The 23,276-nt window shown below is 64.3% G+C and carries 27 protein-coding genes and 1 riboswitch; of the genes, 11 read left to right on the top strand and 16 right to left on the bottom strand.

Annotated features, from left to right (window positions below; all coding sequences use genetic code 11):
- Nucleotides 1-60 precede the first annotated feature (60 nt).
- Nucleotides 61-684 carry an outer membrane protein gene (locus AS156_RS08130; protein WP_066502381.1) on the top strand — a complete coding sequence of 208 codons (624 nt, stop codon included), beginning with the start codon at nucleotides 61-63 and terminating at the stop codon, nucleotides 682-684.
- 319 nt (nucleotides 685-1,003) lie between these two features.
- Here the strand turns inward: AS156_RS08130 and AS156_RS08125 are convergent, their stop codons facing one another.
- The 4 genes from AS156_RS08125 to AS156_RS08110 form a co-directional block, all read right to left on the bottom strand.
- Nucleotides 1,004-1,219: a cold-shock protein gene (locus AS156_RS08125; RefSeq protein WP_066502379.1), complete on the bottom strand. Its 216-nt coding sequence runs from the start codon at nucleotides 1,217-1,219 to the stop codon at nucleotides 1,004-1,006.
- Nucleotides 1,220-1,478: 259 nt separating this feature from the next.
- Nucleotides 1,479-2,339 carry a 23S rRNA (adenine(2030)-N(6))-methyltransferase RlmJ gene (locus AS156_RS08120; protein ID WP_066502377.1) on the bottom strand — a complete coding sequence of 287 codons (861 nt, stop codon included), beginning with the start codon at nucleotides 2,337-2,339 and terminating at the stop codon, nucleotides 1,479-1,481.
- Between the two features lie 118 nt (nucleotides 2,340-2,457).
- Nucleotides 2,458-3,147 carry a ribonuclease T2 family protein gene (locus AS156_RS08115; protein WP_066502375.1) on the bottom strand — a complete coding sequence of 230 codons (690 nt, stop codon included), beginning with the start codon at nucleotides 3,145-3,147 and terminating at the stop codon, nucleotides 2,458-2,460.
- A gap of 124 nt (nucleotides 3,148-3,271) precedes the next feature.
- Nucleotides 3,272-3,736, bottom strand: a complete 465-nt coding sequence (locus AS156_RS08110; protein ID WP_066502372.1) for a hypothetical protein — start codon at nucleotides 3,734-3,736, stop codon at nucleotides 3,272-3,274.
- Nucleotides 3,737-3,901: 165 nt separating this feature from the next.
- Between AS156_RS08110 and AS156_RS08105 the strand changes: the two genes are divergently transcribed.
- The gene (locus AS156_RS08105) at nucleotides 3,902-4,201 is read left to right on the top strand and encodes a hypothetical protein (RefSeq protein ID WP_066502886.1); all 300 of its coding nucleotides are present in this window, start codon (nucleotides 3,902-3,904) and stop codon (nucleotides 4,199-4,201) included.
- A gap of 42 nt (nucleotides 4,202-4,243) precedes the next feature.
- On the top strand, nucleotides 4,244-4,777 hold the full coding sequence (locus AS156_RS08100; RefSeq protein WP_066502369.1) for a DUF3617 domain-containing protein: 534 nt from the start codon (nucleotides 4,244-4,246) through the stop codon (nucleotides 4,775-4,777).
- A gap of 43 nt (nucleotides 4,778-4,820) precedes the next feature.
- Here AS156_RS08100 and AS156_RS08095 read toward each other — a convergent pair whose 3' ends face one another.
- From AS156_RS08095 to AS156_RS08085, 3 genes are all read right to left on the bottom strand, one after another.
- On the bottom strand, nucleotides 4,821-6,206 hold the full coding sequence (locus AS156_RS08095; protein WP_066502366.1) for an ATP-binding protein: 1,386 nt from the start codon (nucleotides 6,204-6,206) through the stop codon (nucleotides 4,821-4,823).
- Nucleotides 6,207-6,315: 109 nt separating this feature from the next.
- A complete protein-coding gene (locus tag AS156_RS08090; RefSeq protein ID WP_430641786.1) occupies nucleotides 6,316-7,020 on the bottom strand; it encodes a response regulator in 705 nt (234 codons plus the stop codon).
- Nucleotides 7,021-7,040: 20 nt separating this feature from the next.
- Nucleotides 7,041-7,592, bottom strand: coding sequence for a MarR family winged helix-turn-helix transcriptional regulator (locus AS156_RS08085; protein WP_066502361.1), 552 nt, complete (start codon nucleotides 7,590-7,592; stop codon nucleotides 7,041-7,043).
- Between the two features lie 332 nt (nucleotides 7,593-7,924).
- Here AS156_RS08085 and AS156_RS08080 point away from each other — a divergent pair, with 332 nt between their 5' ends.
- The 4 genes from AS156_RS08080 to AS156_RS08065 all read left to right on the top strand — a co-directional run bounded on the left by AS156_RS08080 (nucleotide 7,925) and on the right by AS156_RS08065 (nucleotide 11,524).
- Complete coding sequence (locus AS156_RS08080; RefSeq protein WP_066502360.1) at nucleotides 7,925-9,004, top strand: branched-chain amino acid aminotransferase; 1,080 nt, start codon at nucleotides 7,925-7,927, stop codon at nucleotides 9,002-9,004.
- Between the two features lie 136 nt (nucleotides 9,005-9,140).
- Nucleotides 9,141-10,733: a histidine--tRNA ligase gene (gene hisS, locus AS156_RS08075; RefSeq protein WP_066502358.1), complete on the top strand. Its 1,593-nt coding sequence runs from the start codon at nucleotides 9,141-9,143 to the stop codon at nucleotides 10,731-10,733.
- Nucleotides 10,734-10,847: 114 nt separating this feature from the next.
- A complete protein-coding gene (locus tag AS156_RS08070; RefSeq protein ID WP_044538952.1) occupies nucleotides 10,848-11,051 on the top strand; it encodes a tautomerase family protein in 204 nt (67 codons plus the stop codon).
- Nucleotides 11,052-11,113: 62 nt separating this feature from the next.
- Nucleotides 11,114-11,524 (top strand): thioesterase family protein, encoded by a 411-nt coding sequence (locus tag AS156_RS08065; protein WP_066502356.1) that lies wholly within the window; start codon nucleotides 11,114-11,116, stop codon nucleotides 11,522-11,524.
- Nucleotides 11,525-11,722: 198 nt separating this feature from the next.
- On the opposite strand, the gene proC is transcribed toward AS156_RS08065, so the two are convergent.
- Both proC and AS156_RS08055 read right to left on the bottom strand, forming a co-directional pair.
- The gene (gene proC / locus AS156_RS08060; protein WP_201456010.1) at nucleotides 11,723-12,550 is read right to left on the bottom strand and encodes a pyrroline-5-carboxylate reductase; all 828 of its coding nucleotides are present in this window, start codon (nucleotides 12,548-12,550) and stop codon (nucleotides 11,723-11,725) included.
- Nucleotides 12,551-12,738: 188 nt separating this feature from the next.
- On the bottom strand, nucleotides 12,739-13,239 hold the full coding sequence (locus AS156_RS08055) for a type III secretion system chaperone family protein (protein ID WP_066502352.1): 501 nt from the start codon (nucleotides 13,237-13,239) through the stop codon (nucleotides 12,739-12,741).
- A 445-nt stretch (nucleotides 13,240-13,684) separates the two neighbouring features.
- Nucleotides 13,685-13,834, top strand: a riboswitch (FMN riboswitch).
- 78 nt (nucleotides 13,835-13,912) lie between these two features.
- On the opposite strand from AS156_RS08055, the gene AS156_RS08050 reads away from it, so the two are divergent.
- Nucleotides 13,913-14,494 (top strand): 6,7-dimethyl-8-ribityllumazine synthase, encoded by a 582-nt coding sequence (locus tag AS156_RS08050; protein WP_066502350.1) that lies wholly within the window; start codon nucleotides 13,913-13,915, stop codon nucleotides 14,492-14,494.
- A 226-nt stretch (nucleotides 14,495-14,720) separates the two neighbouring features.
- Nucleotides 14,721-15,527 carry an SDR family NAD(P)-dependent oxidoreductase gene (locus AS156_RS08045; protein ID WP_066502349.1) on the top strand — a complete coding sequence of 269 codons (807 nt, stop codon included), beginning with the start codon at nucleotides 14,721-14,723 and terminating at the stop codon, nucleotides 15,525-15,527.
- Nucleotides 15,528-15,689: 162 nt separating this feature from the next.
- Here the strand turns inward: AS156_RS08045 and AS156_RS08040 are convergent, their stop codons facing one another.
- From AS156_RS08040 to AS156_RS08010, 7 genes are all read right to left on the bottom strand, one after another.
- On the bottom strand, nucleotides 15,690-16,643 hold the full coding sequence (locus tag AS156_RS08040; protein WP_066502883.1) for a ribose-phosphate pyrophosphokinase: 954 nt from the start codon (nucleotides 16,641-16,643) through the stop codon (nucleotides 15,690-15,692).
- A 170-nt stretch (nucleotides 16,644-16,813) separates the two neighbouring features.
- Nucleotides 16,814-17,431, bottom strand: coding sequence for a hypothetical protein (locus tag AS156_RS08035; RefSeq protein ID WP_066502343.1), 618 nt, complete (start codon nucleotides 17,429-17,431; stop codon nucleotides 16,814-16,816).
- A 275-nt stretch (nucleotides 17,432-17,706) separates the two neighbouring features.
- Nucleotides 17,707-18,351 carry a cytochrome c oxidase assembly factor Coa1 family protein gene (locus AS156_RS08030; protein WP_066502341.1) on the bottom strand — a complete coding sequence of 215 codons (645 nt, stop codon included), beginning with the start codon at nucleotides 18,349-18,351 and terminating at the stop codon, nucleotides 17,707-17,709.
- 79 nt (nucleotides 18,352-18,430) lie between these two features.
- The gene (pgeF, locus tag AS156_RS08025) at nucleotides 18,431-19,201 is read right to left on the bottom strand and encodes a peptidoglycan editing factor PgeF (RefSeq protein WP_066502339.1); all 771 of its coding nucleotides are present in this window, start codon (nucleotides 19,199-19,201) and stop codon (nucleotides 18,431-18,433) included.
- Nucleotides 19,198-20,259 carry a class I SAM-dependent methyltransferase gene (locus AS156_RS08020; RefSeq protein WP_066502880.1) on the bottom strand — a complete coding sequence of 354 codons (1,062 nt, stop codon included), beginning with the start codon at nucleotides 20,257-20,259 and terminating at the stop codon, nucleotides 19,198-19,200. The genes pgeF and AS156_RS08020 overlap by 4 nt, the downstream gene beginning before the upstream one ends.
- A gap of 69 nt (nucleotides 20,260-20,328) precedes the next feature.
- Nucleotides 20,329-21,171, bottom strand: a complete 843-nt coding sequence (gene lgt / locus AS156_RS08015; RefSeq protein WP_066502337.1) for a prolipoprotein diacylglyceryl transferase — start codon at nucleotides 21,169-21,171, stop codon at nucleotides 20,329-20,331.
- A gap of 16 nt (nucleotides 21,172-21,187) precedes the next feature.
- On the bottom strand, nucleotides 21,188-21,922 hold the full coding sequence (locus tag AS156_RS08010; RefSeq protein WP_066502331.1) for a dienelactone hydrolase family protein: 735 nt from the start codon (nucleotides 21,920-21,922) through the stop codon (nucleotides 21,188-21,190).
- Between the two features lie 180 nt (nucleotides 21,923-22,102).
- Here AS156_RS08010 and AS156_RS08005 point away from each other — a divergent pair, with 180 nt between their 5' ends.
- Together AS156_RS08005 and AS156_RS08000 are read left to right on the top strand one after the other, a co-directional pair.
- Nucleotides 22,103-22,372, top strand: coding sequence for an accessory factor UbiK family protein (locus AS156_RS08005; RefSeq protein ID WP_066502327.1), 270 nt, complete (start codon nucleotides 22,103-22,105; stop codon nucleotides 22,370-22,372).
- 293 nt (nucleotides 22,373-22,665) lie between these two features.
- Nucleotides 22,666-23,276 (top strand): 50S ribosomal protein L25/general stress protein Ctc (locus AS156_RS08000; RefSeq protein WP_245312608.1); only part of this gene is annotated, 611 nt, incomplete at its 3' end.

Here is a 23,276-nt window from a genome sequence, read left to right as displayed (position 1 = left end):
GTAACCTTGCCGGTCGCTCAAGCCCGGCCCGGCACGGCAGTTGCGTGGTGGAGAGTACCGATGACCCGGTTGGTTTTGCGCGTGCTGGCGCTGATCGTCGCAGGCTCGACGACCTCGGCGGCGGCCGCCGATCTCAGCTACGGATCGCCTTACACGGTCTACCAGCCGCTCAATGCCTATAGCTGGGCGGGTCCTTATCTCGGCGGCAACGTCGGCTACAATTGGGGTTCGATCGACAACAACCCGACCAGGCCCTCCGGCTTCGCTGGCGGTGTCCAGGCCGGCTACAACTTTCAGAACGGCACGCCCTGGGTGTTCGGCATCGAGGGCGATATCCAGGCGTCGGCCGCCGACGATACGTTCGCGCCCTGGAAGTTCTCCAATCCCTGGTTCGGCACTGTACGCGGCCGCGTCGGCTACACGTTCAACAACGTGATGTTCTACGGAACCGGCGGTCTCGCCTTCGGCGAACTGCGCGGCGAAACCTTCGGCGTGTCGGAGAGTCACACCAATGCGGGCTGGACCGTCGGCGCCGGCGCCGAAATGGGTTTTGCCCCGCACTGGAGCGCCAAGGTCGAATATCTCTACGTCGATATCGCTACCAGCAACTTCGCGCTCACCGGCGGTGCGGCGAACGGCTATGGCTTCAGCCTGGTCCGCGCCGGCATCAACTATCACTTCTGAGAACAAGAAAACGTCGACCACCAACTCCCGGCTGCGCCTCGCGCGGCCGGGTTTCTTTTTGTGCTGACGGTCAGGGCGTTCGGTCGACCGCGCATTGCCACTTTGCGGAGTCCGCGTCCGGCGGCCGCATCATGCAGGCAATCACGCAGCGAGCACGGGTCGTGTGCTCGGCAGGCAGCTCACACGCAACGCTTCATTCCGCTTTCGTCGTGAGCCCGGGATCATGATGCGATCATATGCAATCGCGATCTCAGGTCTTTCATTTGTGCATGATCCATTCCGGAAACTCGGCTTCCGCTTGTTTGGATCACGCGCGCACTCACGATGAAACCACCAGGTTGACCGCCTTGGGGCCCTTGCCCTTCTTGTCCGGCTCGACCTCGAATGTAATGCGCTGTCCTTCAGTCAGGTCCTTCAAGCCTGCCCGCTCGACGGCAGTGATGTGAACGAATACATCGCGGCCGCCATCATCAGGCTTGATGAAGCCGTAGCCACGCTCTCCGTTGAAGAACTTGACTGTCCCAGTCATGGCCATCGGGAAACTCCTCCCCCGTATTGCTCCACCGCTACGCGCACGCCGCGTAGCGGTTGACCGACATTCGCTTGTCGGAAGCTTGGCCACCTGAACAGGCCGGCGTCACGCCGCCAGTCTGCCTGGATTTTATTTCGGCCTTGTCACTCCGCCGCAACCATTCGCGGAAGCGGAACGTAAAGCCAGTCGTAACAGGACGAGCATAATACGCTTCCGCGCAGATTGACTACGCTCAAATTCCACTTTTCAGTGGGCCGCTGGATTAAGGTTTAGGCGTTTCGAGTCTGAAGCGGCCTGCGCCGCCTTGCCCAAGTGGCCTCTCGAGTTCGGGCAGGATGATCTTCAATTCGTTCGCCAGCGTCCATGGCGGATTCACTATCAAAAGCCCCGTAGAAACAAGGCTGCCGCCTGTCTCCTGCGGTGCCACACTGAACTCCAAACGCAAGCATTTGCCGGCTGACCGACTCGTTGCTGTTGCCGCGGCAACGCTGTGTGCGAGATCGTCAGTGGCCCTCCGTGATTTTACGGGGTACCACAAAAGATATGCACCGGTCGGCCACTTTGCGAACGCCTCTGCAAACCCCTTGGCGAGCCGCTCGTACTCGTCCTTCGCCTCGAATGGCGGATCGATCAGCACCAGGCCGCGCCGCTCATTCGGTGGAACGAAGGCGGGGAGCGCCGTCCAACCGTCGAGATCCACGACGCGCGCCTGTGTGTCGCGCCGTAACGCGTCGATCAATTGCTTGCGCGCCGTCGGCTCGATCTCGCAGGCGGTGAGGCGATCCTGCGGTCGCAGCAGCGCTCGCGCAATCAGCGGCGAGCCGGGATACGCTTTCAACTCGGCTTTCAGATTGAATGCCCTGACGATATCGAGATACGGCGCAACCAGCGGCAGCGCCTCGTCGGAGAGCCGCGCCTGCATCAGCCGCGCGATGCCGGTGAGCCATTCGCCGCCGCGTTGCGCTTCGCTCGACGTCAGATCGTACAGCCCGGCGCCGGCGTGCGTATCGATGACGCGGAACGGCGCCTGCTTCTCCTGCAAATAGGTCAGCATGCGCACCAGCACGATGTGCTTGATGACATCGGCGAAGCTGCCGGCGTGAAAGGCGTGACGGTAGTTCATCAGATAGCAGTTACCACGTCATTGCGCGCGCAGCGACATGTCCGCCGCGATCTTCCGCCTTCGTGCGCTCGTCGAGCTGTCGCGGATGACGCTGCTTGCGATGATCGGGACGCTAGGTCTAGCCGCCGCGCATCGGCGGCATCAGAACCTCGTCGCGGCGGCAGGCGCGGCGATCGAGCTCTTCGCAGGAACGGAACTGGAGATCCTTGCTGAGGCAGATCCGCACCTCGCTGAGCCGCCTGCTGTCGCAGGTGACCGCGATCGCCGAGCTGCTGAGCCCCGGATTGACCTTGATGAACGCGGCTTCCAGATCGTCGGGCGAGATCGTCTTCGGCTCCGACAATTGCAGAAACTCGTCGGGAATCTTCACCGCGGCACGCGCCTTGCGGATCGTCTCGAAATAGGCGCGTTCGCCGAGGCCCGAACAGGTGCCGTGCTTGTCCCATTCGTTGTAGATCAACCCGGGGGCCGGCATCAGGTCGAGCATCGAGGTCATGATGCCGCGGGCGAGCCGCGGCGAGGGACGCTGGCAATATTCCGGGAAACCGCGCTCATATTGCGGCCACAGGCCGTGCACCACGAAGGAGTATGGTCGCCCGCCGCACTGGGCCTGGGTGCCGCGGCCATTGTTGCCGCGCTCGCTCGCCGCCTCGCAGAAGGACGGCGACCATGACAGCGACAGCACGTAGAAATCGAACTCGCCCGGGGTGTTCTGCCGGCGGTCCTGAGCCGACGCCGCGAAGGTGGTGCACAGGACAGCAGTCGTAATCCAAACCAGCAATCGGGAAATTGTGACCAACCGGCGCATCAAACGCTCCCCCCAACTCGACCGTTCCGAGCCTAGCAGGCGATCGGAACATTTCAAGAACAAAAGCGTGATCTACCCGCGCGCAGGTGGCGCGCGGAGGCCGGCTCGCCAATCCGGTGGAAGATCAGGGCCGCGCGGCCCTGCAGGAAGGGTTGGAAGCCCAGTTGCGGTCGAGGCCGGTAACGCACCATTCGACGCCCTGGCTGGAGCCGGCAAATCCGCCGTCCTCGATGATAGAGAAGTGTACGGTGCGCATCTTGCCGTCGCTCAGCATCGCCTTGCCGGAGCAATAGCGACGCGGAATGTTGTCGGATTGCCAGGGACGGAATGCAGTCTCGTGGATCCGGTCGTAGCCGGTGATCACCAGAGGCGAATTCCAGAAGGTGGCTTCCTTCTCGTGGAATTCATAGCTGATGACGGGCAAGGCCCTCTCGCAAGGGGCAACATTGCCGTCATAGCGTGGCCCGGACAGCCAGAAATTCAGCTCGAACGGGTTCGCAGCCTGCGCTGTCCCCCCAGAGGCCAGCAGGCCGAATACCAGCGCGGCACCAACACCGAGCTTCTTGGCTGACATGAACAGGTTGCGCATGGGAATCCACCGATCATCCGATGCGCCGGACGGTGCCGTGAAGCCCCGGCAAGGTCAAGTGCAGCGCGGCAACACCTGAGGAGAAGTCCACTTTCGGCGAACCGCTCGTTCTTTTCACGACCGCCGGCGCACTCTATGTTGGGTCTGAGCGAAATGGAGTCTGCGATGCGAAGGAAATTGGCCGCGTGCCTGGTTGCCGTTTGCGGGATGCTGGCCGTTGCGCCGGCGCGGGCCGACTGGATGCAGCCGGTACCGCCGTTCAAGGGCAATGATACCGGCGGTATTATCGCCTATTCGCTGGCGATGCAGACCGACGCGCGGCAGCTTGCCGTCGATCACTGCGCTTCGTACGGCAAGGTGGTGAAATTCCTCTCCGTGCAGTCCTATCCGGGCGGCTATATCTCGTTTGCCTGCCGCTGGGTCCCTTACGGCTCCGCAGGCCGACCCTTGCGCACGCGCTACTGAGCGCTGCGCTTGATCCTCTCGTCCAGTCGGGAGTCAATCGCTATGACGCGACGTCTTGCTCTGCTTGGTTCGGCCGTTTGCCTGGTGCTGTCGGCCGGCGCGGCCGGTGCGGTCGATCTGCCGATCCGCAAGGCGGGTCTGTGGGAGATGAAGATGGTGAAGACCGGCTCATCGGTGCCGGAGATCACCGTGCAGCACTGCACCGATGAAACCACGGACAAGGAGATGAGCACGACGGCCGCGCCGATGGCGAAGCAGGTTTGCTCCAAGCAAGATGTCCAGAAGACCGCTACCGGTTATGTCAGCGACAGCGTCTGCGGCACCGCCGGCGTGACCGTGACCTCGCATGCCGAGATCGTCGGCGACTTCAACTCGGCCTACACGGTCAAGAGCACCTCGCATGTGGAAGGCGGCCCCTCCGGCGCCCACGACAACACGATGACCATCGAGGCGAAATGGCTCGGCGCCTGCAAGGCCGACCAGAAGCCCGGCGACATGATCATGCCCGGCGGCATGAAGATGAACGTCAAGGATATGGAAAAGCTGAAGGCTTTGCTGCCGAAGCTGCAGAAGTAACGGACCTTTCACCTCTCCGGGCAAGAGCGGGACGTGGGAGAAGCTACACCGGCACCCGCACCGCCGCTCGCAATCCGCCCATCGGACTATCGCCGAGCATGATATCGCCGCCATGCGAGCGGGCGATATCGCGGGCGATCGCCAGTCCAAGGCCGGTGCCGCCTTCGTCCTGGTTGCGGGCGTCGTCGAGCCGCAGGAACGGCTTGAACACCTCTTCGCGCATGTTCGCGGGAATGCCGGGGCCGTCGTCGTCGACGGTCACGGTGAGATAGCGGTGGTCGCGATGGCCGTTGATCGAGATCGTGTTGGCATGGCGCGCCGCATTTGAGACGAGGTTGCCGAGGCAGCGCTTGAACGAGGCGGGCTTCACCGTCACGACGGGCAGGCCGTGGAACGCCACAGTCGCAGTGTGGCCGTGACGTTCGGCGTCGCTGCGCAACTCCTCCAGCGCCATTGCCATGTCGGTCGGCTGCGCGACCTCGCCGGAATCGCCGCGCGCGAAGGCGAGATAGTCCTCCAGCATCATCGACATCTCGTCGACGTCCTTGCGCATCGCCTCGATCTCGGGGCCTTCGCCGAGCAGGGCGAGCTCGAGCTTGAAGCGGGTCAGGATGGTGCGCAGATCGTGCGAAACGCCGGCCAGCATTGCGGTGCGCTGCTCGATCGAGCGCTCGACGCGCGCCTTCATCTCGATGAACGCCTGCGCCGCGCGTCGCACCTCGCGCGCGCCGCGCGGCCGGAAGTTCGGTGCCTCGCGGCCCTTGCCGAAGCTTTCGGCGGCATCGGCGAGTCTCAGGATCGGCTTGATCTGGTTGCGCAGGAACAGCACGGCGACGATCAGGAGGATCGACGACGTGCCGAGCATCCAGAAGATGAAGATCTCCGAGTTGGAGGCATAGGCCGCGCTGCGCTGCGCGAAGATCCGCATCACCGAATCGTCGAGCTGCACGCGGATCTCGACCAGGTTGGAATTGCCGACGGTGTCGATCCAGAACGGACGGTTGATCTGCCGGCCGAGTTGCACCGACAGCGACTGGTCGAGCAGCGAGAAGAACGGCTTCGGTCCCGGCGGCGGCATGTCGCCCGCGGGCAGGAAGTCGACCACGAGCTGCAGCCGCTGGGCGATGTGGCGAAGCTGGGCGCGGTCCTTGTCCTGCGGATAAATCTTGTAGACGTCGATCAGCGCGGCGATGTCGGATACCACCGCGGCCGACAGGCGGCGCGTCACCGTGTTCCAGTGCCGCTCCATGAACACGAAGGCGACCACGGTCTGCAGCACCACCATCGGCACGATCATGATCAGCAATGCGCGGGCATAGAGGCCGGTCGGCATCCAGCTCTTGAACGCATTGCCCATCCAGCCATTGGCCTTCGACACGCGCTGCGACGCGTTGCGGATCAGGGTCAGGCCGGAGTCGAGCGTGCTCATGGGGTGCTCTAAAGCATGATCCGGAAAAGTGTGTAGCGGTTTTCCGACAAGATCATGCTTAAATGAGAAGCTGAAGCGCGATAACGGTTCATCCTGACCTCATCGCGCTTCAGGGCGAGGCGACCAGGCGATAGCCGATGCCGCGCACGGCCTGCAGGAACAGCGGATTGGCGGGATCCTGCTCGATCTTGCGGCGCAGGCGGTTGATCTGCACGTCGACTGCGCGCTCGTTGACGGTGCCGCCGCTGGTCAGCGCGGCGCGCGGCACGGTCTCGCCCGGGGTGGTCGCAAGGATGCGCAGCATCTCGCGCTCACGGTCGGTGAGATGGATGATCTCCTCGCCCTGGCGCAGCTCGCTGCGCTCGACATGGAAGACGTAGGGACCAAAGGCGATCTGCTCGACGGCCGCGACCTGCGGAGGGGTGGTGCGCTTGAGGATATTGCCGATGCGCAGCACGAGCTCCCGCGGCTCGAACGGCTTGGCGACGTAATCGTCGGCGCCGATCTGCAGGCCCTCAATCCTGGCCTCGGCCTCGTGGCGGGCGGTCAGCATGATGATCGGTACCGACGAGGAGGTACGGATGAAGCGGGCGAGATCGAAGCCGTTTTCGCCGGGCATCATCACGTCGAGAATGAGGAGGTCGAAATGCAGCCCCAACAGTTTGGCGCGTGCGTCGCTGGCGCTGAGCGCGGTCGTGACGCGATAGCCTTCGCCGGACAGAAAGCGCGACAGCAGGTCGCGAATCCGCCGGTCGTCATCGACGAGGAGGAGATGCGGTGCGTCGTCGGCCGGCTCGGCCGGCGGCTGCACCATGGTTGCAGTCTGCGCCACGGTCACTCCTTCGTCTTTCTACCGCCCCCGAAGATCGCCTCGAGCACCTTGTCGGGATCGTCGCGATCGATCATCGCACGCAGGAACTGGCGAACGGTCTCGACGCCGGCAGCATCGATACCGGTGACCGCACGGTTGATGCGGTCGGTCTGCAGGCCCGCGAGCTTGGCGACCAGCGCCTCGCCCTTCGGCGTCGCGTAGAGCAGGCGTTGCCGGCGATCATTGTTGCCGGTCTTCTGCACGATGTAGCCTTCGTCGAGCAGCTGCTTGAGCACGCGCCCGAGCGACTGCTTGGTGATGCGCAGCACGTCGAGCAGGTCGGCGACCTTCAGCCCGGGATAGCGGGTGACGAAGTGGATGACCCGGTGATGGGCACGGCCGAAGCCGAACGCTTCCAACTCCTGGTCGGCGTCGCCGACGAAATCTCGGTAGGCGAAGAACAGGAGCTCGATAATGTCCCAGCGCAGATCGCGCTCGCCCGCCGCGGAAGACGAGTGGTCGCTTCCCTGCGAATCGGGCTTGGCAGCCATGCCTGAGAAATTTATGTCAGTCATATTGACGTATCTTGGGTTCAATGTTACAAAACTGCATGTCACGGCGAAACATTAAGTCGTTTTGTCCCCGACAGCGTTTGAGTCGGCCTGAAAGAGCCAGCGATGGCGGTTTGGGCCGCAAATTGGACTACCGTGCGATTGTCGAGCGGCATTTCGGCAAACATACTGGACTTCGGCATTCCGCAAAAGCATGTCTAAACGGCATGTTGGCGCAGGAAACCGGCCCCCGGGGCTGGTAGCGCCGGAGGCCAGGCCAACCAAGCCGACAGGTCCCGGGGGGAAACTGGCCGGCGCCACACATTGCGCCGGTTCCGAGAGCGGAAAGCAAGAAAATGAGTTTGAATTTCGAAATCCAGCCTGCGACGAATGCGACTCCCAACAAGGAGCGCGTGGCCAAGCTCGTGGATCCAGGCTTCGGCCGGATCTTCACCGATCACATGGCGATCGTCCGCTACAATCAGGCGAAGGGCTGGCATGGCGCGCGCGTCGAATCGCGCGCGAATTTTCCGCTCGATCCGGCTGGCGCCGTCCTGCACTACGCGCAGGAAATTTTCGAAGGTCTCAAGGCCTACAGGCGCGACGACGGCGGCGTGAACCTGTTCCGCCCGGATGCCAATGCGCGACGCTTTCGCAATTCGGCGGAGCGCATGGCAATGGCGCCGCTGCCGGAGGACGTGTTCATCGAGGCGGTCGAGCAGCTCGTGCGGATCGATCGCGCCTGGATTCCGGGCGGCGAGGGCAGCCTCTATCTGCGGCCCTTCATGATCGCAAGCGAGGTCTTCCTCGGCGTGAAGCCGTCGGCGGAATACATCTTCTCGGTCATCGCCTCGCCAGTCGGCTCCTATTTCAAGGGCGGGCCCGCGCCGGTGTCGATCTGGGTGTCGGAGAACTACACGCGCGCCGCGATCGGCGGCACCGGCGCCGTCAAATGCGGCGGCAATTATGCCGCGAGCCTGCGCGCGCAGGCCGAGGCGATCGATCACGGGTGCGATCAGGTCGTGTTTCTCGATGCGGTCGAGCGCCGCTATGTCGAGGAGCTCGGCGGCATGAACGTCTTCTTCGTGTTCGACGACGGTTCGCTCTCGACGCCGCCGCTCGGCACCATCCTGCCCGGCATCACCCGGGATTCGATCATCACGCTGGCCAAGGATGCCGGCACGCGGGTGCGCGAGGAAGCCTATTCGATCGACCAGTGGCGCGCGGATGCCGCCAGCGGCAAGCTGAAGGAGGCTTTCGCCTGCGGCACGGCGGCGGTCATCTCGCCGATCGGCAAGGTGTGCTCCGCGAGCGGCGATTTCCAGATCAGCGGCGGCGTGGCCGGCCCGGTGGCGATGGGGCTGCGCAAGAAGCTGGTCGACATCCAGTACGGTCGCACCAACGACCCGCATAACTGGATCAGAGAGGTCCGCTGACCGGCCATTCCAGCGCGGCTCTGTTCGAAATTGCGTCGTGCCCGGGCCTGTCCCGGGCACGAGCGTCTCCGGCATATTCGCGGGTTCTACGGATGCACTGGTTGCCGCCTCGCGCGTCGGCTGGTAAACGCCGCTCATGGCCGACAAACCGAAAAAACCCCAGAAATTGAAGGCGCGCCTGCCGCGCGGACTGGAAGATCGTGGCCCGGCCGCGATCAACGTCACGCGCCAGATGGTCGAGAAGATTCGCGCCGTTTACGAGCTCTACGGATTCGAGCCCGTGGAAACGCCGGCGATGGAATACACCGATGCGCTCGGCAAGTTCCTGCCGGACCAGGACCGTCCCAACGAGGGCGTGTTCTCGTTCCAGGACGACGACGAGCAGTGGATCTCGCTGCGCTACGACCTGACCGCGCCGCTCGCGCGCTATGTCGCGGAAAACTTCGATCACCTGCCGAAGCCGTACCGCTCCTATCGCTTCGGCTACGTCTTCCGCAACGAGAAACCCGGTCCCGGCCGCTTCCGCCAGTTCATGCAGTTCGATGCCGATACCGTCGGCTCCGCGACGCCGGCCGCTGATGCCGAGATCTGCATGATGGCCGCCGACACGATGGAAGCGCTCGGCATTCCGCGCGGCTCGTATGTTGTGAAGGTGAACAACCGCAAGGTGCTCGACGGCGTGATGGAGAGCATCGGGATCGGCGGCGAGGAGAACGCCGGCCGAAGGCTCACCGTGCTGCGCGCGATCGACAAGCTCGACCGACTTGGCGAGCAAGGCGTGCGTGAATTGCTCGGCCCCGGCCGCAAGGATGAGAGCGGCGACTTCACCAAGGGCGCGGGCCTCGAGCAGGCGCAGATCGCCAAGATCGAGACGTTTGTGAATGCGCGCGCTGCGGTGCGCGGTCCGCTGCTGGCCTATTCCGGCGACGCGAGCATGCAGCAGCGGCTTGCGGGCGATCCCGATCGCAAGGAGAACGAGTACGATATCGCGCGCCGTATCGCAGACGCGTTGCGTGCGACGTTCCACGATTCGAAGATCGCGCTCGAGGGGCTGGACGAACTGGTCGAGATCGCGCGTCTTGTCGATGCGGCCGGCTATCACAGCCAGATCATCATCGATCCCTCCGTCGTCCGCGGCCTCGAATACTATACCGGCCCGGTCTACGAGGTTGAGCTGCTGCTCGACACCAAGGACGAGAAGGGCCGTCCGGTGCGGTTCGGCTCGGTCGGCGGTGGTGGCCGCTATGACGGTCTGGTGTCGCGCTTCCGTGGCGAGCCGGTGCCAGCGACCGGCTTCTCGATCGGCGTGTCGCGCCTGCAGGCTGCGCTCACGATGCTCGGCAAGCTCGACACGCGGCCGGAGTTCGGCCCCGTGGTCGTCACCGTGTTCGATCGCGACCGCGTCGCCGACTACCAGAAAATGGTCGCGCAACTGCGCCATGCGAACATCCGTGCCGAGCTCTATCTCGGCAATCCGAAGAACATGGGCAACCAGCTCAAATATGCCGATCGCCGCGACTCGCCCTGCGTGATCATCCAGGGTTCGGACGAGAAGGCGCGCGGCGAGGTGCAGATCAAGGATCTGATCGAAGGCGCCAAGGCCGCGGCCGCGATCGCCTCCAACCAGGAGTGGCGCGAAACACGGCCTGCGCAATTCTCCTGCGCCGAGGCCGATCTCGTTGCCAAGGTGCGCGAGGTGCTGGCGCGTCATGACGTGACGTGGGGTTAGCCATTCGCGCAACGCCTCATGCCCGGCCTTGTGCCGGGCATTCGCGTCTTGTTTGATAACAGAGAACGTGATGGCCGGGACCAGCCCGGCCGCGACAGCCAAGGGAGAGATTGGATGCCCGAAATTACCGTGAGCATGGCCGCAGGCCGCACCGATGAGCAGAAGGCCGGCATGATGCGCGACATCACCCAGGCTTTGGTGAAGAACCTCGGCGTCGATGCCGATGCCGTCGTGATCCAGATCAACGAAGCGCCGCTGCATCACAAGATGAAGGGCGGCAAGACCTTCGTCGAGCGCGCCGCCGCTGCGAAGAAGTAGCCCAGCCTTCTCCACGGGTCGTCCCTGCTCAAGGCCGGGACGACACCGGTCTTGAGGCATCCATGGACGCACGCGACTTTATCAAGATCGGCATGAGTGCCGAGCGCACGCTCGTCGTGCCGCCGGAGCGCACGGTCGGGCATTTCGTGCCCGGCATGCCGATGGTCTATGCGACGCCGATGATGATCCTCGAAATGGAGATGGCGTCGGGCGATGCGATCCGCGCTGCGCTGCGGCCCGGCTGGGTCACCGTCGGCACCGAGGTCGATATCCGCCATCTCGCCGCGGCCCTTGTCGGCGCCACGGTGCGGACCACGGCGAAGGTGATCGCGGTCGAGCGCCGCGTGATCCGCTTCGAGGTCGAGGCCTTCGAAGGCGCGCGCAAGCTCGGCGAAGGCCGCCACGCGCGCGGCCTGATCAACGTCGAGAATTTCAACAAGCGGCTTGCCGGAACGTCGGGCTCGAAAGCGTAACGTGGGCAAAGGCGCGCTTGCGCCGTCCTACGAACTCGTCATGCGCGGGCCTGACCCGCGCATCCATCAAGAAAGAAGCATATCCGCGTGAGATGGATCGCCGGGTCCCGTCTACGCCAAGGCTCCGACGAGGCCAACAGTCTCGGGCGCGCCGAAGCCTTGGCGAAGGCGGCAAGCCCGGCAATGACAGCGGATGGGCTACTTCGCCAATTCCTTCGAGCGCCTGGTCGCCGCGGCGATGGCGCGGGTCATCAACGGCTGCATGCCGTCCTTGGCCATCAGCACCTCGAGTGCCGCGGCGGTGGTGCCGCCAGGTGAGGTGACATTCTGGCGCAAGGTCGCGGACGGCAGGTCCGAGCGATGCAGCAACTCGCCGGAGCCTGCGACGGTCGCTCGCGCCAGCGTGGTCGCCAGCTGCTCCGGCAGGCCGGCCGCGACACCGGCGCAGGCCAGCTCTTCGGCGAGCAGGAACACATAGGCCGGGCCGGAGCCCGAGACCGCGGTCACCGCATCCATCAGGTTTTCGTCCTCGACCCATTCGACCAGCCCGGTCGCCTGCAGCAGCGCATCCGTCGTCGCGCGCTGCGCGGCGGTGACGTTCTTCGCCGGTACTGCGACCGTGATGCCGCGGCCGATTGCGGCCGGCGTGTTCGGCATCGCGCGCACCACGGCGCCGCCGCAGACCTCTTGAAGCACAGAGATCGTGGTGCCGGCCATGATCGAGACGACCAGCGTCGACGGGCCGACCAACGCCTTGAGCGCGGCTCCGGCCTCGCGGAATGACTGCGGCTTCACCGCGATCACGAGCGTATCGACCGCACCGACATCCTGAGCCTTCGGGTTGAGGCGGACACCTTGCGCGGCGAGTGCAGAAATCTCCGGCGAGAGATGTGGATCGATCACAGCGACCTGCGCAGGCACGAGCCCCTGCGCAAGCCAGCCGGTGAGCATCGCGCCGCCCATCTTGCCGGCGCCTGCAAGCGCGATGGTGCCGGTGGTGTTCTTCAATGCGCTGCTTGTGTTCACAGGTCGCTCCACGAACTCTATGTCGTCCCTGCGAAAGCAGGGACCCACAAGCGGTTCTAGTGAAGCGAGAAGCGAGCCACAAGCAGTTTGCTCAGCCACGAGGGCCGCGGAGTATGGGTCCCTGCTCCCGTGCGCAATTGCGCACTAGGCAGGGACGACACTGAGGGCGCGGATAGACCGAGCGGTTCCTATGCCTCGCCCTCGGTATCGAACATCGCGGCAGACATGGCCTCGGCCGCCGACTTGCCGGCCCAGACCACGAACTGGAACGCGGGGTAATAGCGCTCGCAGGCCTGGATCGCGTTGACCAGCATGCTCTCGCATTGCGAGGCTGATGCGGTGAGGCCGCCAGGCAGCACCAGCGCCTGACGATGCATGACCATGCCGGAGTGGGTCCACAGATCGAAATGACCGACCCACAATTGCTCGTTGATCGCGGCAATCAGTCGTTGCACTTCGGCGAGCCGCGCTTGCGGAATCTTCATGTCGAAAGCGCAGGCGAGATGCAGCGCTTCGATCTCACCCATCCAGGTGAAAGAGAGCTGATAGTCGATCCAATCGCCCTTGGAGACGATCGTCACCTCGTCGTCGCCGGAACGCTCGAACGCCCAGTTGTTGTCAGTGGCGATATCCTCGACCACCGCAAGCGGGTTGTTCCGGGACTCGATAATGCCTTCGAGGAGGGACATGCCGTCTCGACCCTTATTCTTTTGATCTGTTGATACGCACACGGAAGCCGGCAAGCGCGACAAACAGCGTCGTGGCCGAGTGCAGCTCCTTACGCGGGCTTCCGGATGCCCCTGGACCTGACGCGGATGAAGTGATGTGATTTGCGGAATCCGCGCAACCGCACCCCGAGTCCGTCCACAGCCAAAGCGCGCCTCGTCCACAGCTGATCGCGGTAGCGCTCGTTAATTAAAGAACAAATCGGAATCGAAGTGGCCTGGTAACGGAATATTAACCATTTGCCTCCGCTTCGCCGCACTTGTGAATCGGCCGTCTCTGACAGCGAAACGTCACTGGAAGACTCGCAGCGCGCTCATGGGGACCATGCCAATTCCCGTGCCGAAGCATCTTGCCCACCTGTCGCGCATTGGTCATATTGGCTGTTAGGCACGTCCATCCCGGGCGTGCCGATGTTCTCAGGGCGGGGCGGAAATCCCCACCGGCGGTAAGGGTGACGAGCCCAAGCCCGCGAGCGCCTTCCTCAAGAACGGGGAAGGGTCAGCAGATTCGGTGCAATTCCGAAGCCGACGGTTACAGTCCGGATGAAAGAGAACGGTTGCGGCAGCCCGCGCGGATTCGCGTGGGGCTCTTGTCGTTGTCCGTGTGCCCTGATTCTGGTCCTGAAAGAGGAAAACCATGAATCAGATGTTGCAAGACGCTGAAGTCGAAACCTCCCAAGCAGAAATCTCCCAAGCAGACATCACTCCCGACACACCGGCCGTTCCGCCGGTATCGGAACATCCACGCTTCGCAAAGCCGCAGCGCGTCGCCTTTGTGCAGGCGTGCTGGCATCGCGAGGTGGTGGATGCGTGCCGCGTCTCCTTTCTGAAGGCGATCGAGGCGCGCCACATCACCAACGTCGATGTGTTCGAGGTGCCGGGCTCGTTCGAGATCCCGCTGCATGCGCAGATCCTGGCGAAGACGCGCCGCTATACCGCGATCGTCGCCGCCGGGCTCGTCGTCGACGGCGGCATCTATCGCCACGAATTCGTCGCCGACACCGTGATCAAGGCGCTGATGGATGTGCAGTTGCGCACCGAGGTGCCGGTGTTCTCCGCGGTGCTGACACCGCAGCAATTCCACGAGACCGAAGTGCACCAGGATTTCTTCCGCCGGCATTTCGTCATCAAGGGCATCGAGGCGGCGGAAGCCTGCGCCAACACGCTGCTCAGCCTGGAGCGGCTGCGCGGCCAGGTCGCGGCGGGGATCGCCGGCTAGCCAGAGCATGATCCGGAAAAGTGTGAAGCGGTTTTCCGAAAAGATCATGCTCAAACAAGGAGCTAAAGCGCGATGACGATTCAACCCAATCTCATCGCGCTTTAGAACCAGGGCTGCGTCAGCCTAGACGTAAACGCGATTCCGGCATGCGTGCCGGGATCGCGCACGTCTGCCGCGCGTTCGGTTATGCTTCCGGGCATAAACCAAAAATGCGCGGGAGGCGCCCATGACTGAACACCAATCTTCCGACTGGCTCGGCCTGTCGGGCCGCGTTGCCGTGGTCACCGGCGGAGGCGGCGGCATCGGCCGTGCCACGGCGGTCAGTCTTGCGCGTGCAGGCGTCAAGGTCGCGGCGCTCGATCGCGACGAGCGCGGGCTTGAAGAGACCAAGGCAAAGCTGCGCGAGTTCGGCGACGGTCACCTCGTCGCAAGCTGCGACACCATGAGCGCGGAGAGCGTCGCATCGGCTGCCGAAACGGTCGAGCGCGTGCTCGGTCCCTGCGCCATTCTCGTCAACACCGCGGCGGTGCTGCGCCCCGGCGGGCTCGATACGCTGCCGTTGGCGGAGTGGAACTCGGTGCTTGCGGTCAATCTGACCGGTTATTTCATCTGCGCGCAGGCCTTCGGCGGGCAGATGCGAAGGCTCGGCCACGGCAGTCTCGTCCACGTCGCCTCGATCGCGGCGAGCAATGCGCAGGGGCAGAGCGGCGCCTACAGTGTCAGCAAGGCCGCGGTCGTGATGTTGTCGCAGCAGCTCGCCGCCGAATGGGGGCCGCACGGCATCCGCAGCAATGTCGTCAGCCCGGGTCTCGTGGTCACGCCGATGAGCCAGGCCTTCTACGACACGCCCGGCGTCACCGAGCGCCGCACCGCCGTGGTGCCGATGCGCCGGATCGGCGCGCCGCAGGACATGGCGGATGCGATCCTGTTCCTGGCGAGCGACCGGTCGTCCTATGTGAACGGGGAGGAGATCATCGTCGACGGCGGCTACGCCCGGACGCTGATGAGCCACGTGCCGAGGCCGGGGTTTTGACGAGGCGGGACCGCCTCAAATTCAATGTCGTCCGGGCCTTGAGCCGGGACCCATAACCACGACCGCCAAATGCTGCGCAACGCTGGGGCCACGGCTCGCTTCAACAACGCAATCCTGTGGTTTTGGGTCCCTGCGTTCGCAGGGACGACAGCGGAAATTGGACTAATCGAACAGGCTCGAAACCGACTCTTCCGCAGCGGTGCGGCCGATCGCTTCGGCAATCAGGCCGGCGATCGAGATCTGGCGGATGTTCGGTGCCTTGTTGACGGCTTCCGTCGGAAGGATCGAGTCGGTGATGACCAGCTCCTTCAGCCGCGACGAGGCGATGCGCGCCGCGGCGCCGCCGGACAGCACGCCGTGGGTGATGTAGGCCGAGACCTCCTTGGCGCCGTGCGCAATCAGCGCCTCGGCCGCGTTCACCAGCGTGCCGCCGGAGTCCACGATGTCGTCGACCAGGATGCAGTTGTAGCCGGTGACGTCGCCGATCACGTTCATCACCTCGGACTCACCCGGGCGCTCGCGGCGCTTGTCGACGATCGCAAGCGGCGTGTTGATGCGTTTGGCAAGCCCGCGGGCGCGCGCCACGCCGCCGACGTCTGGCGACACAACCATCACCTTGGCCAAGTCGAACTTTTCGCGGATGTCGCGCACCATCAGCGGTGCAGCGAAGAGATTGTCGGTCGGGATGTCGAAGAAGCCCTGGATCTGGCCGGCATGCAGGTCGAGCGTCATGACGCGGTCGACGCCGGCATGGGTGATCAGGTTGGCGACGAGCTTGGCCGAGATCGGGGTGCGCGAACCGGAGCGGCGGTCCTGCCTGGCATAGCCGAAATAGGGGATCACCGCGGTGATGCGGCGCGCCGAGGAGCGACGCAGCGCGTCGGTGATGATCAGCAGCTCCATCAGATTGTCGTTCGCCGGAAACGACGTCGACTGCAGGATGAACATGTCCGAGCCGCGGACGTTCTCCTGGATCTCGACGAAGATCTCCATGTCGGCGAAGCGCCGGACCACGGCCTTGGTCAGTTCGATGCCAAGTCCCTTGGCGATATCCTGCGCCAGCGCAGGATTGGAGTTGCCGGCGACGAGCTTGATTGATCCATTTTTTGCCGACATCGATGCTTCCCCCCGCGCCTTGCTGGATACGACGTTCAGCATCTCAAGTCCCTATAGAACCGGCGGGTTTTCGGTGGGCGAGGGAATATCAGGCAGGCGCCTTGGCTGGCAACCCATTAGCCCGGTTTTCCCGGTCCAAAAATGGCCCTTCCCCGGAATATCCCGGGGTCTTAGTTAGCGGAATATCCGAGCGCCACGGTCTCGGCCGCAGCGGGCGCCGGAGCGCTCGCGACGGCGGGCCCGCGAAGCTCGGGGGCAGACGCCGGCGCGGGGCTGTCCGCCGGACCGCCATTGATCATGCTGGACAGGCCGCTCAGGCCGGCCTGGGCAATCTTGCGCAGCACCAGGTCGTCGGCCGCCGCCCAGGCGTCGCGGCCGGCCTTGCCGGCGGGCTCCTCGCCGGAGAGCCGGAGCGCGCGCTGCTGGTTGCTGTCGTAGACGTCCCAGACCCACGCGATCATGGTGCGGCCGCGCACCACCTGCGCCGACAGGTAGCTGCGCACGCGGTAGGCCGCGGTGCCTTCACGCGACACGATCGAGAGGCTGCGGAGCTTGGACTCGCTGTCGAGCACGCTCACCATGCGATCGAACACTTGAGGTGGCGGGCCGTCGATCGATTCGAACGCGACAGTTGCGCCGCTGCCCGTGTTGGCCATCGCATAGGCGTCGGCCGCGCTGCCGCCGTTGGCGCAGCCGCCAAGCGCGCAGGCGACCGCAAGCCACGTGGCAGCGATCGCGGCACGCACGACTGTCCCAGCTTGAAACTGGCTTTTTGACGCTTCCCTCATTGCGTCCTGCGATATCGTTAAAACAGCTTAACGTCTAGGGCAGGATGGCCACAGCGCTTAACCGGCCGACGGTTGAGCACTCCGAGGGATGGGATCAAATTCCTTGACTGGTCCGTAGGTGCGTTATGTCGTGCGTTGCTTGTCCGGTCTCCAGCAGGTGGAGAGTCAAGCCGGTTGCTGCAAAGAAGTGGCCGGGTCTGGCGGCGTCGTGCTGGCGGGCGAAGATGCCTAGCCATCAACGCCGATGTCGGCAGGCCGCACGGCCCGTCAACGATCTAGCTGACCCGCCGTCGAGCGTCTGGGAGTTCGACCTTCGATTGGTTCAGGAGATCGATCACGCCGTCGCTTCCGTCGACCTTGAGCGTGAGCTGCGTCAGAGACCACACGCCGTCCTTCTTGATCGCCCGCAGGAAAATCTGTGCCGTCGCCTTGGTGCCGGTCGCCGAAAAGGCCAGGGTCGCACGCCCGCCTTTGCCGTCGATCGAGATCGTGCCCGATGGAAAGCCGGTCGAGATCGGCCGGCCAAGGACGTCGGCCGCTGCGGTGCTCGCCTGCAGCCTGGATGCGCCGAGCTGATAGGCCTCGGACGTCTTGAGCAGATAGTAAGTGCCGCCAAAGACGCCGCCGAGCAGCACGAGTGCGCCAAGCCAGATCACGGCGCCCCAGATCGCCCACAGGCGCTGCACCCGCTTGAAGTGCTCGACGCTGTCCCATCGTCCGTTGCGCCAGGCCCAGCGGCTTCCCCTGGCGCCAAGCACGAAAGGCATGACCAGGCCGAAGAACGGGATCAGGGTCAGTAACGCAATGAAGGTGTTGTTTCCGACACCCCATATCCAGCTCAGCAGAAACGCGCCCCAGTTCCAGCGGTCGATCTCCGGCGGGATCACCTTCGGATCGAGAGGAGGGGGCTGTTCGACCATTGTCACGTCCTGCAGAAGTTGACGGTGCTGCCCGAATGTCGAAACCGGCGAGATCGAATTGTTGCGTGGTCCCCTCTATTCATTCGGGTGCCAGCGCGATGGCATGAACGAGCCGGCCGTAATCGGCCTCCTTGCGGTGCACCGAGCGACGGTAGCTGAAGCAGCGCTCATCGGCATAGGTGTCGATGCCGAGATCGTCGATCATCAGCACGCCGGCATTTTCCAGCCGCATCCGGATGAAGCCGGCGAGATCGAACATCGCATGACCATCGCGTTCGCCGGGAATGAAGAACACGCCGTTCTCGGCGTCGGCCTCGATGAAGCGTTCGACGAATTCTTGGCCGACCTCGTAGGACTCCTGTCGGATCAGCGGGCCGATCGCGGCGACGATGCCGCCGCGCTCGGCGCCAAGCTTCTCCATCGCATCGATGGCCGATTCCAGCACGCCGGTCAGTGCGCCCTTCCAGCCGGCATGCGCCGCGCCGATCACCCGGGCGTTGGGATCGACCAGCAGGATCGGCCCGCAGTCGGCGGTGGTGACCGATATCGCCACGCCTTCGACGTTGGTGACCACCGCATCCGCCTTCGGGCGCGCGCTGCCGTCCCAGGGGCCGGTGGCGACCACGGCGTCAGGTGAGTGCACCTGATGGACGCTGATCAAATGCGCAAGCGACACGCCGAGTTGCTCGGCCATCCGCCGCCGGTTCTCGGCGACCTTGGCGGGATCATCGCGTGAGCCGAGGCCGCCATTGAGGCTGGCATAGATGCCTTCCGAGACGCCGCCTTCGCGCGAGAAGAAGGCGTGGCGCAGGCCCGGAATGGCTGACAGCAGCGGTGATCCCAATGTCATGATTCGTCGGCCTCGTCAGGCAGATCGCTCAGCCCGGCGATCGAAGTGATGCGTGGATCGGAGACGGCCATCGCCTTGAACATCGAGCCCATGCCACCGCGGCCGGAGTCGGTCAGGCGCCTCAGCGCGCCGGCGATGTCGGCGGAGACTTCCGGTGTCGCCTTCGCCATCAGCCCGGCGGCGCGGGCTTCGACGCCGAGCCGCTTGAGGAAATCGCCCTGCGTCACCGGTCCGTGGACGCGCGCGCCGACATCCTCCGCCGCCCGCGTCAGGGCCTGGAAATCGACATGGGCGGTCACGTCGGCTTCTCCCGGGTTCTTCAGCGGATCGGTGAAGCTGTGGCGCGCGATCGCCTGGAAGGTGTCGCCGGCGTCGCTGCGCAGATGGCCGTAGTCGATGATCAGCGCGGCGCCGTCCTGGTCGCGCACGCGCGTTGCGAGCTTCATCATTTCGGTGTCGGGCCGCCATTCGAACACGGCGCCGAGCGGCGCGGCACGCACCAGCGGCGGCAGCAGCACCTCGAAATGCGGCGTCGGCTCGGGAGCCGCGCTGAAATACAGCCGGTCATTGGCGTCGATCCCGACCGTGCGTTCGTGCCATCCGGTCTCGCGCCGGACCATCTGGTGGATCGGCAACACGTCGAAATATTCGTTGGCGAGGATCACGGCCGGGCCTTCCGGCACGTCGTCGATGCTCTCGTGCCAGGTGATGTTGCGCACGCCGGACAGTGTCGCGCGCTGTTTCTCCCGCAGCACCGGGTTGACCTCGACGAGGTGGATGCTCAGCGATTGGTAGAGCGGCGGCAGCACGCGGAGCGCGCGCAGCGCATCCGCCATCATGGTGCCGCGGCCGGGCCCGAGCTCGACCACGCGCAGCATCGACGGCGAGCCGATCGCCTTCCAGACCGATGCGCTCCACAGGCCGAGCAGCTCGCCGAACATCTGGCTGACTTCCGGCGACGTGGTGAAATCGCCCTCGCGCCCGAGCGGATCGCGCGACAGGTAGTAGCCGTAATGCGGATGCATCAGGCACAATTCCATGTAGCGCCAGACCGGCATCGGCCCGGACGATTTGATCAGTTTCTTGATCTCGCCCAGCAGCGGGGAAACGTCGCTCACAGAGGTCCTTTAAGTCGCATCCGGTGCCGGCGCCTTCGGCTTGCGGCGGGCGGAAGCCACGATGATGATAGCGCCCACAATAATCATTGGCACCGACAGCAGCATCCCCATGGTTAGTCCGCCCCACAGGAATCCGAGCTGCGGGTCGGGCTCCCTGAAAAACTCGCCGGTGATTCGGGCAAAACCATAGAGCGTGATGAAACTACCGAGGATCAGGCCGGGCCGCTTCAGCGCGCCCATCCGGATCATGATGGCCAGCACCGTGAACAGCACGATGCCCTCAAGGCCGGCTTCGTACAATTGGCTCGGATGGCGCGGCAGCGGTCCGCCATTGGGGAAGATCATGGCCCAGGGCAGGCTCGGGTCGGCGTGGCGGCCCCACAATTCGCTGTTGATGAAATTGGCGATGCGGCCGAGGAACAGCCCGATCGGCGCGACCGCGGTGGTGATGTCGCCAAGCGACAGGATCGAGACGTTGTTGCGGCGGGCAAACAGCATCACGGCGGCGACGCAGCCGAGGAAGCCGCCGTGGAACGACATGCCGCCTTTCCACAATTCGAGGATTTCCCCCGGATGCGCGGCGAAGAACGGCAGATTGTAGAACAGCACGTAGCCGGTGCGGCCGCCGACGATGATGCCAATGGTGACCCAGAGGATGAAATCGTCGAGCTGCGGCAGGGTGATCGGCGCCGGCCCGCTCCACAGCCGTTCCTTCTTGAGCAGGGAGCGGGCGTAGATCCAGCCCAGCACGATGCCGACGATGTAGGCGAGCGCATACCAGCGGATCACAATGGGCCCGAGCGATACCGCGACGGGGTTGAAGACCGGAAAGTTGATCAGCAGGAACAGCATCGTGCGTCTTGAGGCCTTAGCTCACGAGGTTGCGGCGATACAGGGCAAGCAGCCGCTCCCAGTGGCGTTCGGCGGCGTCGCGGTCATAGACCGGGCGCTTGGGGAACGCAAAGCCGTGATGCGTGCCGGGATAGATCTCGACCTCGCTGTTCGATCCCTTCATGCCGGCCTTGACCTGCTCGATGATCTCCTGCGGCGCGTAGATGTCGGTCTCGGCGCAGGCGAAATAAAGTTCGGCCTTGGTCTTCGCCGCGGCGAGGTGCGGGCTGTCGGGCTGGTCGGTCGCCAGATGAGTACCGTAGACCGAGGCGGCGGCCTTGACCCGGTCGGGGAAATGCGTCGCGGCGTTCACCGCATAGCGGCCGCTCATGCAGTAGCCGACGGTGCCGATGATCCCTGTGTTCGCCGCCTTCTGCGTCTCCGCGTAGGCGAGCAGCCCCTTGGTGTCTTCCATCACGAGCGGGATGTTGAGCGAGTTCATCAGCGCGAACATGCGCTTGCGTTCGGGCGATTCCGGATCGGGATTGATCGGGCCGAGCTCCATCGCGCCGGAGCGGTAATACATATTGGGCAACATCACGTAGTAGCCCGAGGTGCCGAGCCGGCGCGCCATGTCGCGCAGCTCCTCGCGGATCGCCGGCGCATCCATGTAGAAGATCACGACGGGAAACGGGCCGCCGCGCTCGGGATGGGTGATGAAGGTGGTGGTCTTGCCGTCCTTGGTCTCGATCTCGACCGTGTGCTCGATCATGGCGTTTCTGCTCGCGTTGTGATTTGCGATTTCTGTTGTGGGTTCAATACGATTGCAAGGAAACCTTGGCATGACAAGGCAAGCAGCGGGGTGCCTGCCATTCGCTGCGGACTTGAACCTGTCAGCGCGGATCGCCATTGTCTTCCGCGCGACGCAAAGTGAACGCGGAGAGTTTGTGAGATGACCCAGACCAGCAACCGGTTTTTCGACGAGATCGGCCGTCTGATGAACGACGCCGCGGGCGCCGCCCAGGGCGTCAAGCGCGAGGTCGATACCGTCATGCGCAACCAGGCCGAACGCATCCTGCGCGACCTCGACGTGGTCAAGCGCGAGGAGTTCGACGCGGTCAAGGACATGGCCCGCCTGGCGCGCGAGGAGAACGAGACGCTGAAAGCCCGGATCGCCGCGCTGGAGGCCAAGCTCGGGGTGTCGCCGGGTACGACGGGCTGACAAGGGCAGCCATTCGTCATGGCAGGGCTTGACCCGGCCATCCATCCTCTTCGCAAAGCTCGCTCCTTTTACAGATGGATGCCCGGGTCGAGCCCAGGCATGATGGGCCGAGGCGCGGCGGCCTGGCAAAGTCGGGGCGCGCAAGAAAGTTTCCTTCATTTCCTTGTCATTTCGCCCCTTTGGGGCTAAAAGCCGCCCACGTCTGCGGCCCCCGCACCCCTGGAGGCTTGCTGTGGACCTGAGCATGGGCCGCGCTGCGGCCTTTAACTTTTTAAATACAAGGACTTAACGCTATGGCGACCGTCAAGGAATTGAAGGCGACCGCACGTCCGCAGAGCGGCAAGGGGGCCGCCCGGGCAGAGCGTCGCGCCGGGAGAGTTCCCGGAGTGATCTACGGCAACAACCAGCCCCCGGTGGCCATCTCGGTCGAGGATCGCGAACTGCGTCAGCGCATTCTCGCGGGCCGGTTCCTCACCACCATTCTCGACATCGATCTCGAGGGTAAGAAGCACCGCGTGATTCCGCGCGACTTCCACCTCGATCCGGTGAAGGACTTCCCGATCCATGTCGACTTCATGCGGCTCGGCGAAGGCGCCACCATCCGCGTCAGCGTGCCGCTGCACATCGTAAACGGCGAAACCTCGCCGGGCGTCAAGCGCGGCGGCACCGTCAACATTGTCACCCACACGCTCGATCTCGAGTGCTCGGTCGACAACATCCCGCAGTATATCGAGGCCGACGTCGGCGCTCTCGAGATCAGCTACTCGCTGCATCTGAGCGACGTCAAGCTGCCCACGGGCGTGAAATCGCTGACCCGTGAGGACGCGACGCTGGTGACCATCGTGCCGCCGTCCGGTTACGCCGAAGAGCAGAAGGCCGCAGCTGCGGCGGCTGCCGGCGGAAC

The organism is Bradyrhizobium macuxiense, assembly GCF_001542415.1.
GTDB lineage: Bacteria > Pseudomonadota > Alphaproteobacteria > Rhizobiales > Xanthobacteraceae > Bradyrhizobium > Bradyrhizobium macuxiense.
Note: the sequence above shows the minus strand (reverse complement) of the source record. Positions and strands in the feature narration are given on the sequence as shown.

Excerpts from the sequence above, each read along its gene's own strand:
- AS156_RS08035 (WP_066502343.1), bottom strand. The coding sequence starts at position 17,431 with ATGAGGGAAGCGTCAAAAAGCCAGTTTCAAGCTGGGACAGTCGTGCGT.
- AS156_RS08090 (WP_430641786.1), bottom strand. The coding sequence starts at position 7,020 with ATGGTGCAGCCGCCGGCCGAGCCGGCCGACGACGCACCGCATCTCCTC.
- hisS (WP_066502358.1), top strand. The coding sequence starts at position 9,141 with ATGGCCGACAAACCGAAAAAACCCCAGAAATTGAAGGCGCGCCTGCCG.
- pgeF (WP_066502339.1), bottom strand. The coding sequence starts at position 19,201 with ATGACATTGGGATCACCGCTGCTGTCAGCCATTCCGGGCCTGCGCCAC.
- AS156_RS08130 (WP_066502381.1), top strand. The coding sequence starts at position 61 with ATGACCCGGTTGGTTTTGCGCGTGCTGGCGCTGATCGTCGCAGGCTCG.
- AS156_RS08080 (WP_066502360.1), top strand. The coding sequence starts at position 7,925 with ATGAGTTTGAATTTCGAAATCCAGCCTGCGACGAATGCGACTCCCAAC.
- AS156_RS08095 (WP_066502366.1), bottom strand. The coding sequence starts at position 6,206 with ATGAGCACGCTCGACTCCGGCCTGACCCTGATCCGCAACGCGTCGCAG.
- AS156_RS08065 (WP_066502356.1), top strand. The coding sequence starts at position 11,114 with ATGGACGCACGCGACTTTATCAAGATCGGCATGAGTGCCGAGCGCACG.
- AS156_RS08045 (WP_066502349.1), top strand. The coding sequence starts at position 14,721 with ATGACTGAACACCAATCTTCCGACTGGCTCGGCCTGTCGGGCCGCGTT.
- AS156_RS08030 (WP_066502341.1), bottom strand. The coding sequence starts at position 18,351 with ATGGTCGAACAGCCCCCTCCTCTCGATCCGAAGGTGATCCCGCCGGAG.
- AS156_RS08005 (WP_066502327.1), top strand. The coding sequence starts at position 22,103 with ATGACCCAGACCAGCAACCGGTTTTTCGACGAGATCGGCCGTCTGATG.
- AS156_RS08120 (WP_066502377.1), bottom strand. The coding sequence starts at position 2,339 with ATGAACTACCGTCACGCCTTTCACGCCGGCAGCTTCGCCGATGTCATC.
- AS156_RS08020 (WP_066502880.1), bottom strand. The coding sequence starts at position 20,259 with ATGCCGGTCTGGCGCTACATGGAATTGTGCCTGATGCATCCGCATTAC.
- AS156_RS08100 (WP_066502369.1), top strand. The coding sequence starts at position 4,244 with ATGACGCGACGTCTTGCTCTGCTTGGTTCGGCCGTTTGCCTGGTGCTG.
- AS156_RS08105 (WP_066502886.1), top strand. The coding sequence starts at position 3,902 with ATGCGAAGGAAATTGGCCGCGTGCCTGGTTGCCGTTTGCGGGATGCTG.
- AS156_RS08125 (WP_066502379.1), bottom strand. The coding sequence starts at position 1,219 with ATGGCCATGACTGGGACAGTCAAGTTCTTCAACGGAGAGCGTGGCTAC.
- lgt (WP_066502337.1), bottom strand. The coding sequence starts at position 21,171 with ATGCTGTTCCTGCTGATCAACTTTCCGGTCTTCAACCCCGTCGCGGTA.
- AS156_RS08055 (WP_066502352.1), bottom strand. The coding sequence starts at position 13,239 with ATGTCCCTCCTCGAAGGCATTATCGAGTCCCGGAACAACCCGCTTGCG.
- AS156_RS08085 (WP_066502361.1), bottom strand. The coding sequence starts at position 7,592 with ATGACTGACATAAATTTCTCAGGCATGGCTGCCAAGCCCGATTCGCAG.
- AS156_RS08070 (WP_044538952.1), top strand. The coding sequence starts at position 10,848 with ATGCCCGAAATTACCGTGAGCATGGCCGCAGGCCGCACCGATGAGCAG.
- AS156_RS08115 (WP_066502375.1), bottom strand. The coding sequence starts at position 3,147 with ATGCGCCGGTTGGTCACAATTTCCCGATTGCTGGTTTGGATTACGACT.
- AS156_RS08040 (WP_066502883.1), bottom strand. The coding sequence starts at position 16,643 with ATGTCGGCAAAAAATGGATCAATCAAGCTCGTCGCCGGCAACTCCAAT.
- AS156_RS08050 (WP_066502350.1), top strand. The coding sequence starts at position 13,913 with ATGAATCAGATGTTGCAAGACGCTGAAGTCGAAACCTCCCAAGCAGAA.
- AS156_RS08110 (WP_066502372.1), bottom strand. The coding sequence starts at position 3,736 with ATGCGCAACCTGTTCATGTCAGCCAAGAAGCTCGGTGTTGGTGCCGCG.
- AS156_RS08010 (WP_066502331.1), bottom strand. The coding sequence starts at position 21,922 with ATGATCGAGCACACGGTCGAGATCGAGACCAAGGACGGCAAGACCACC.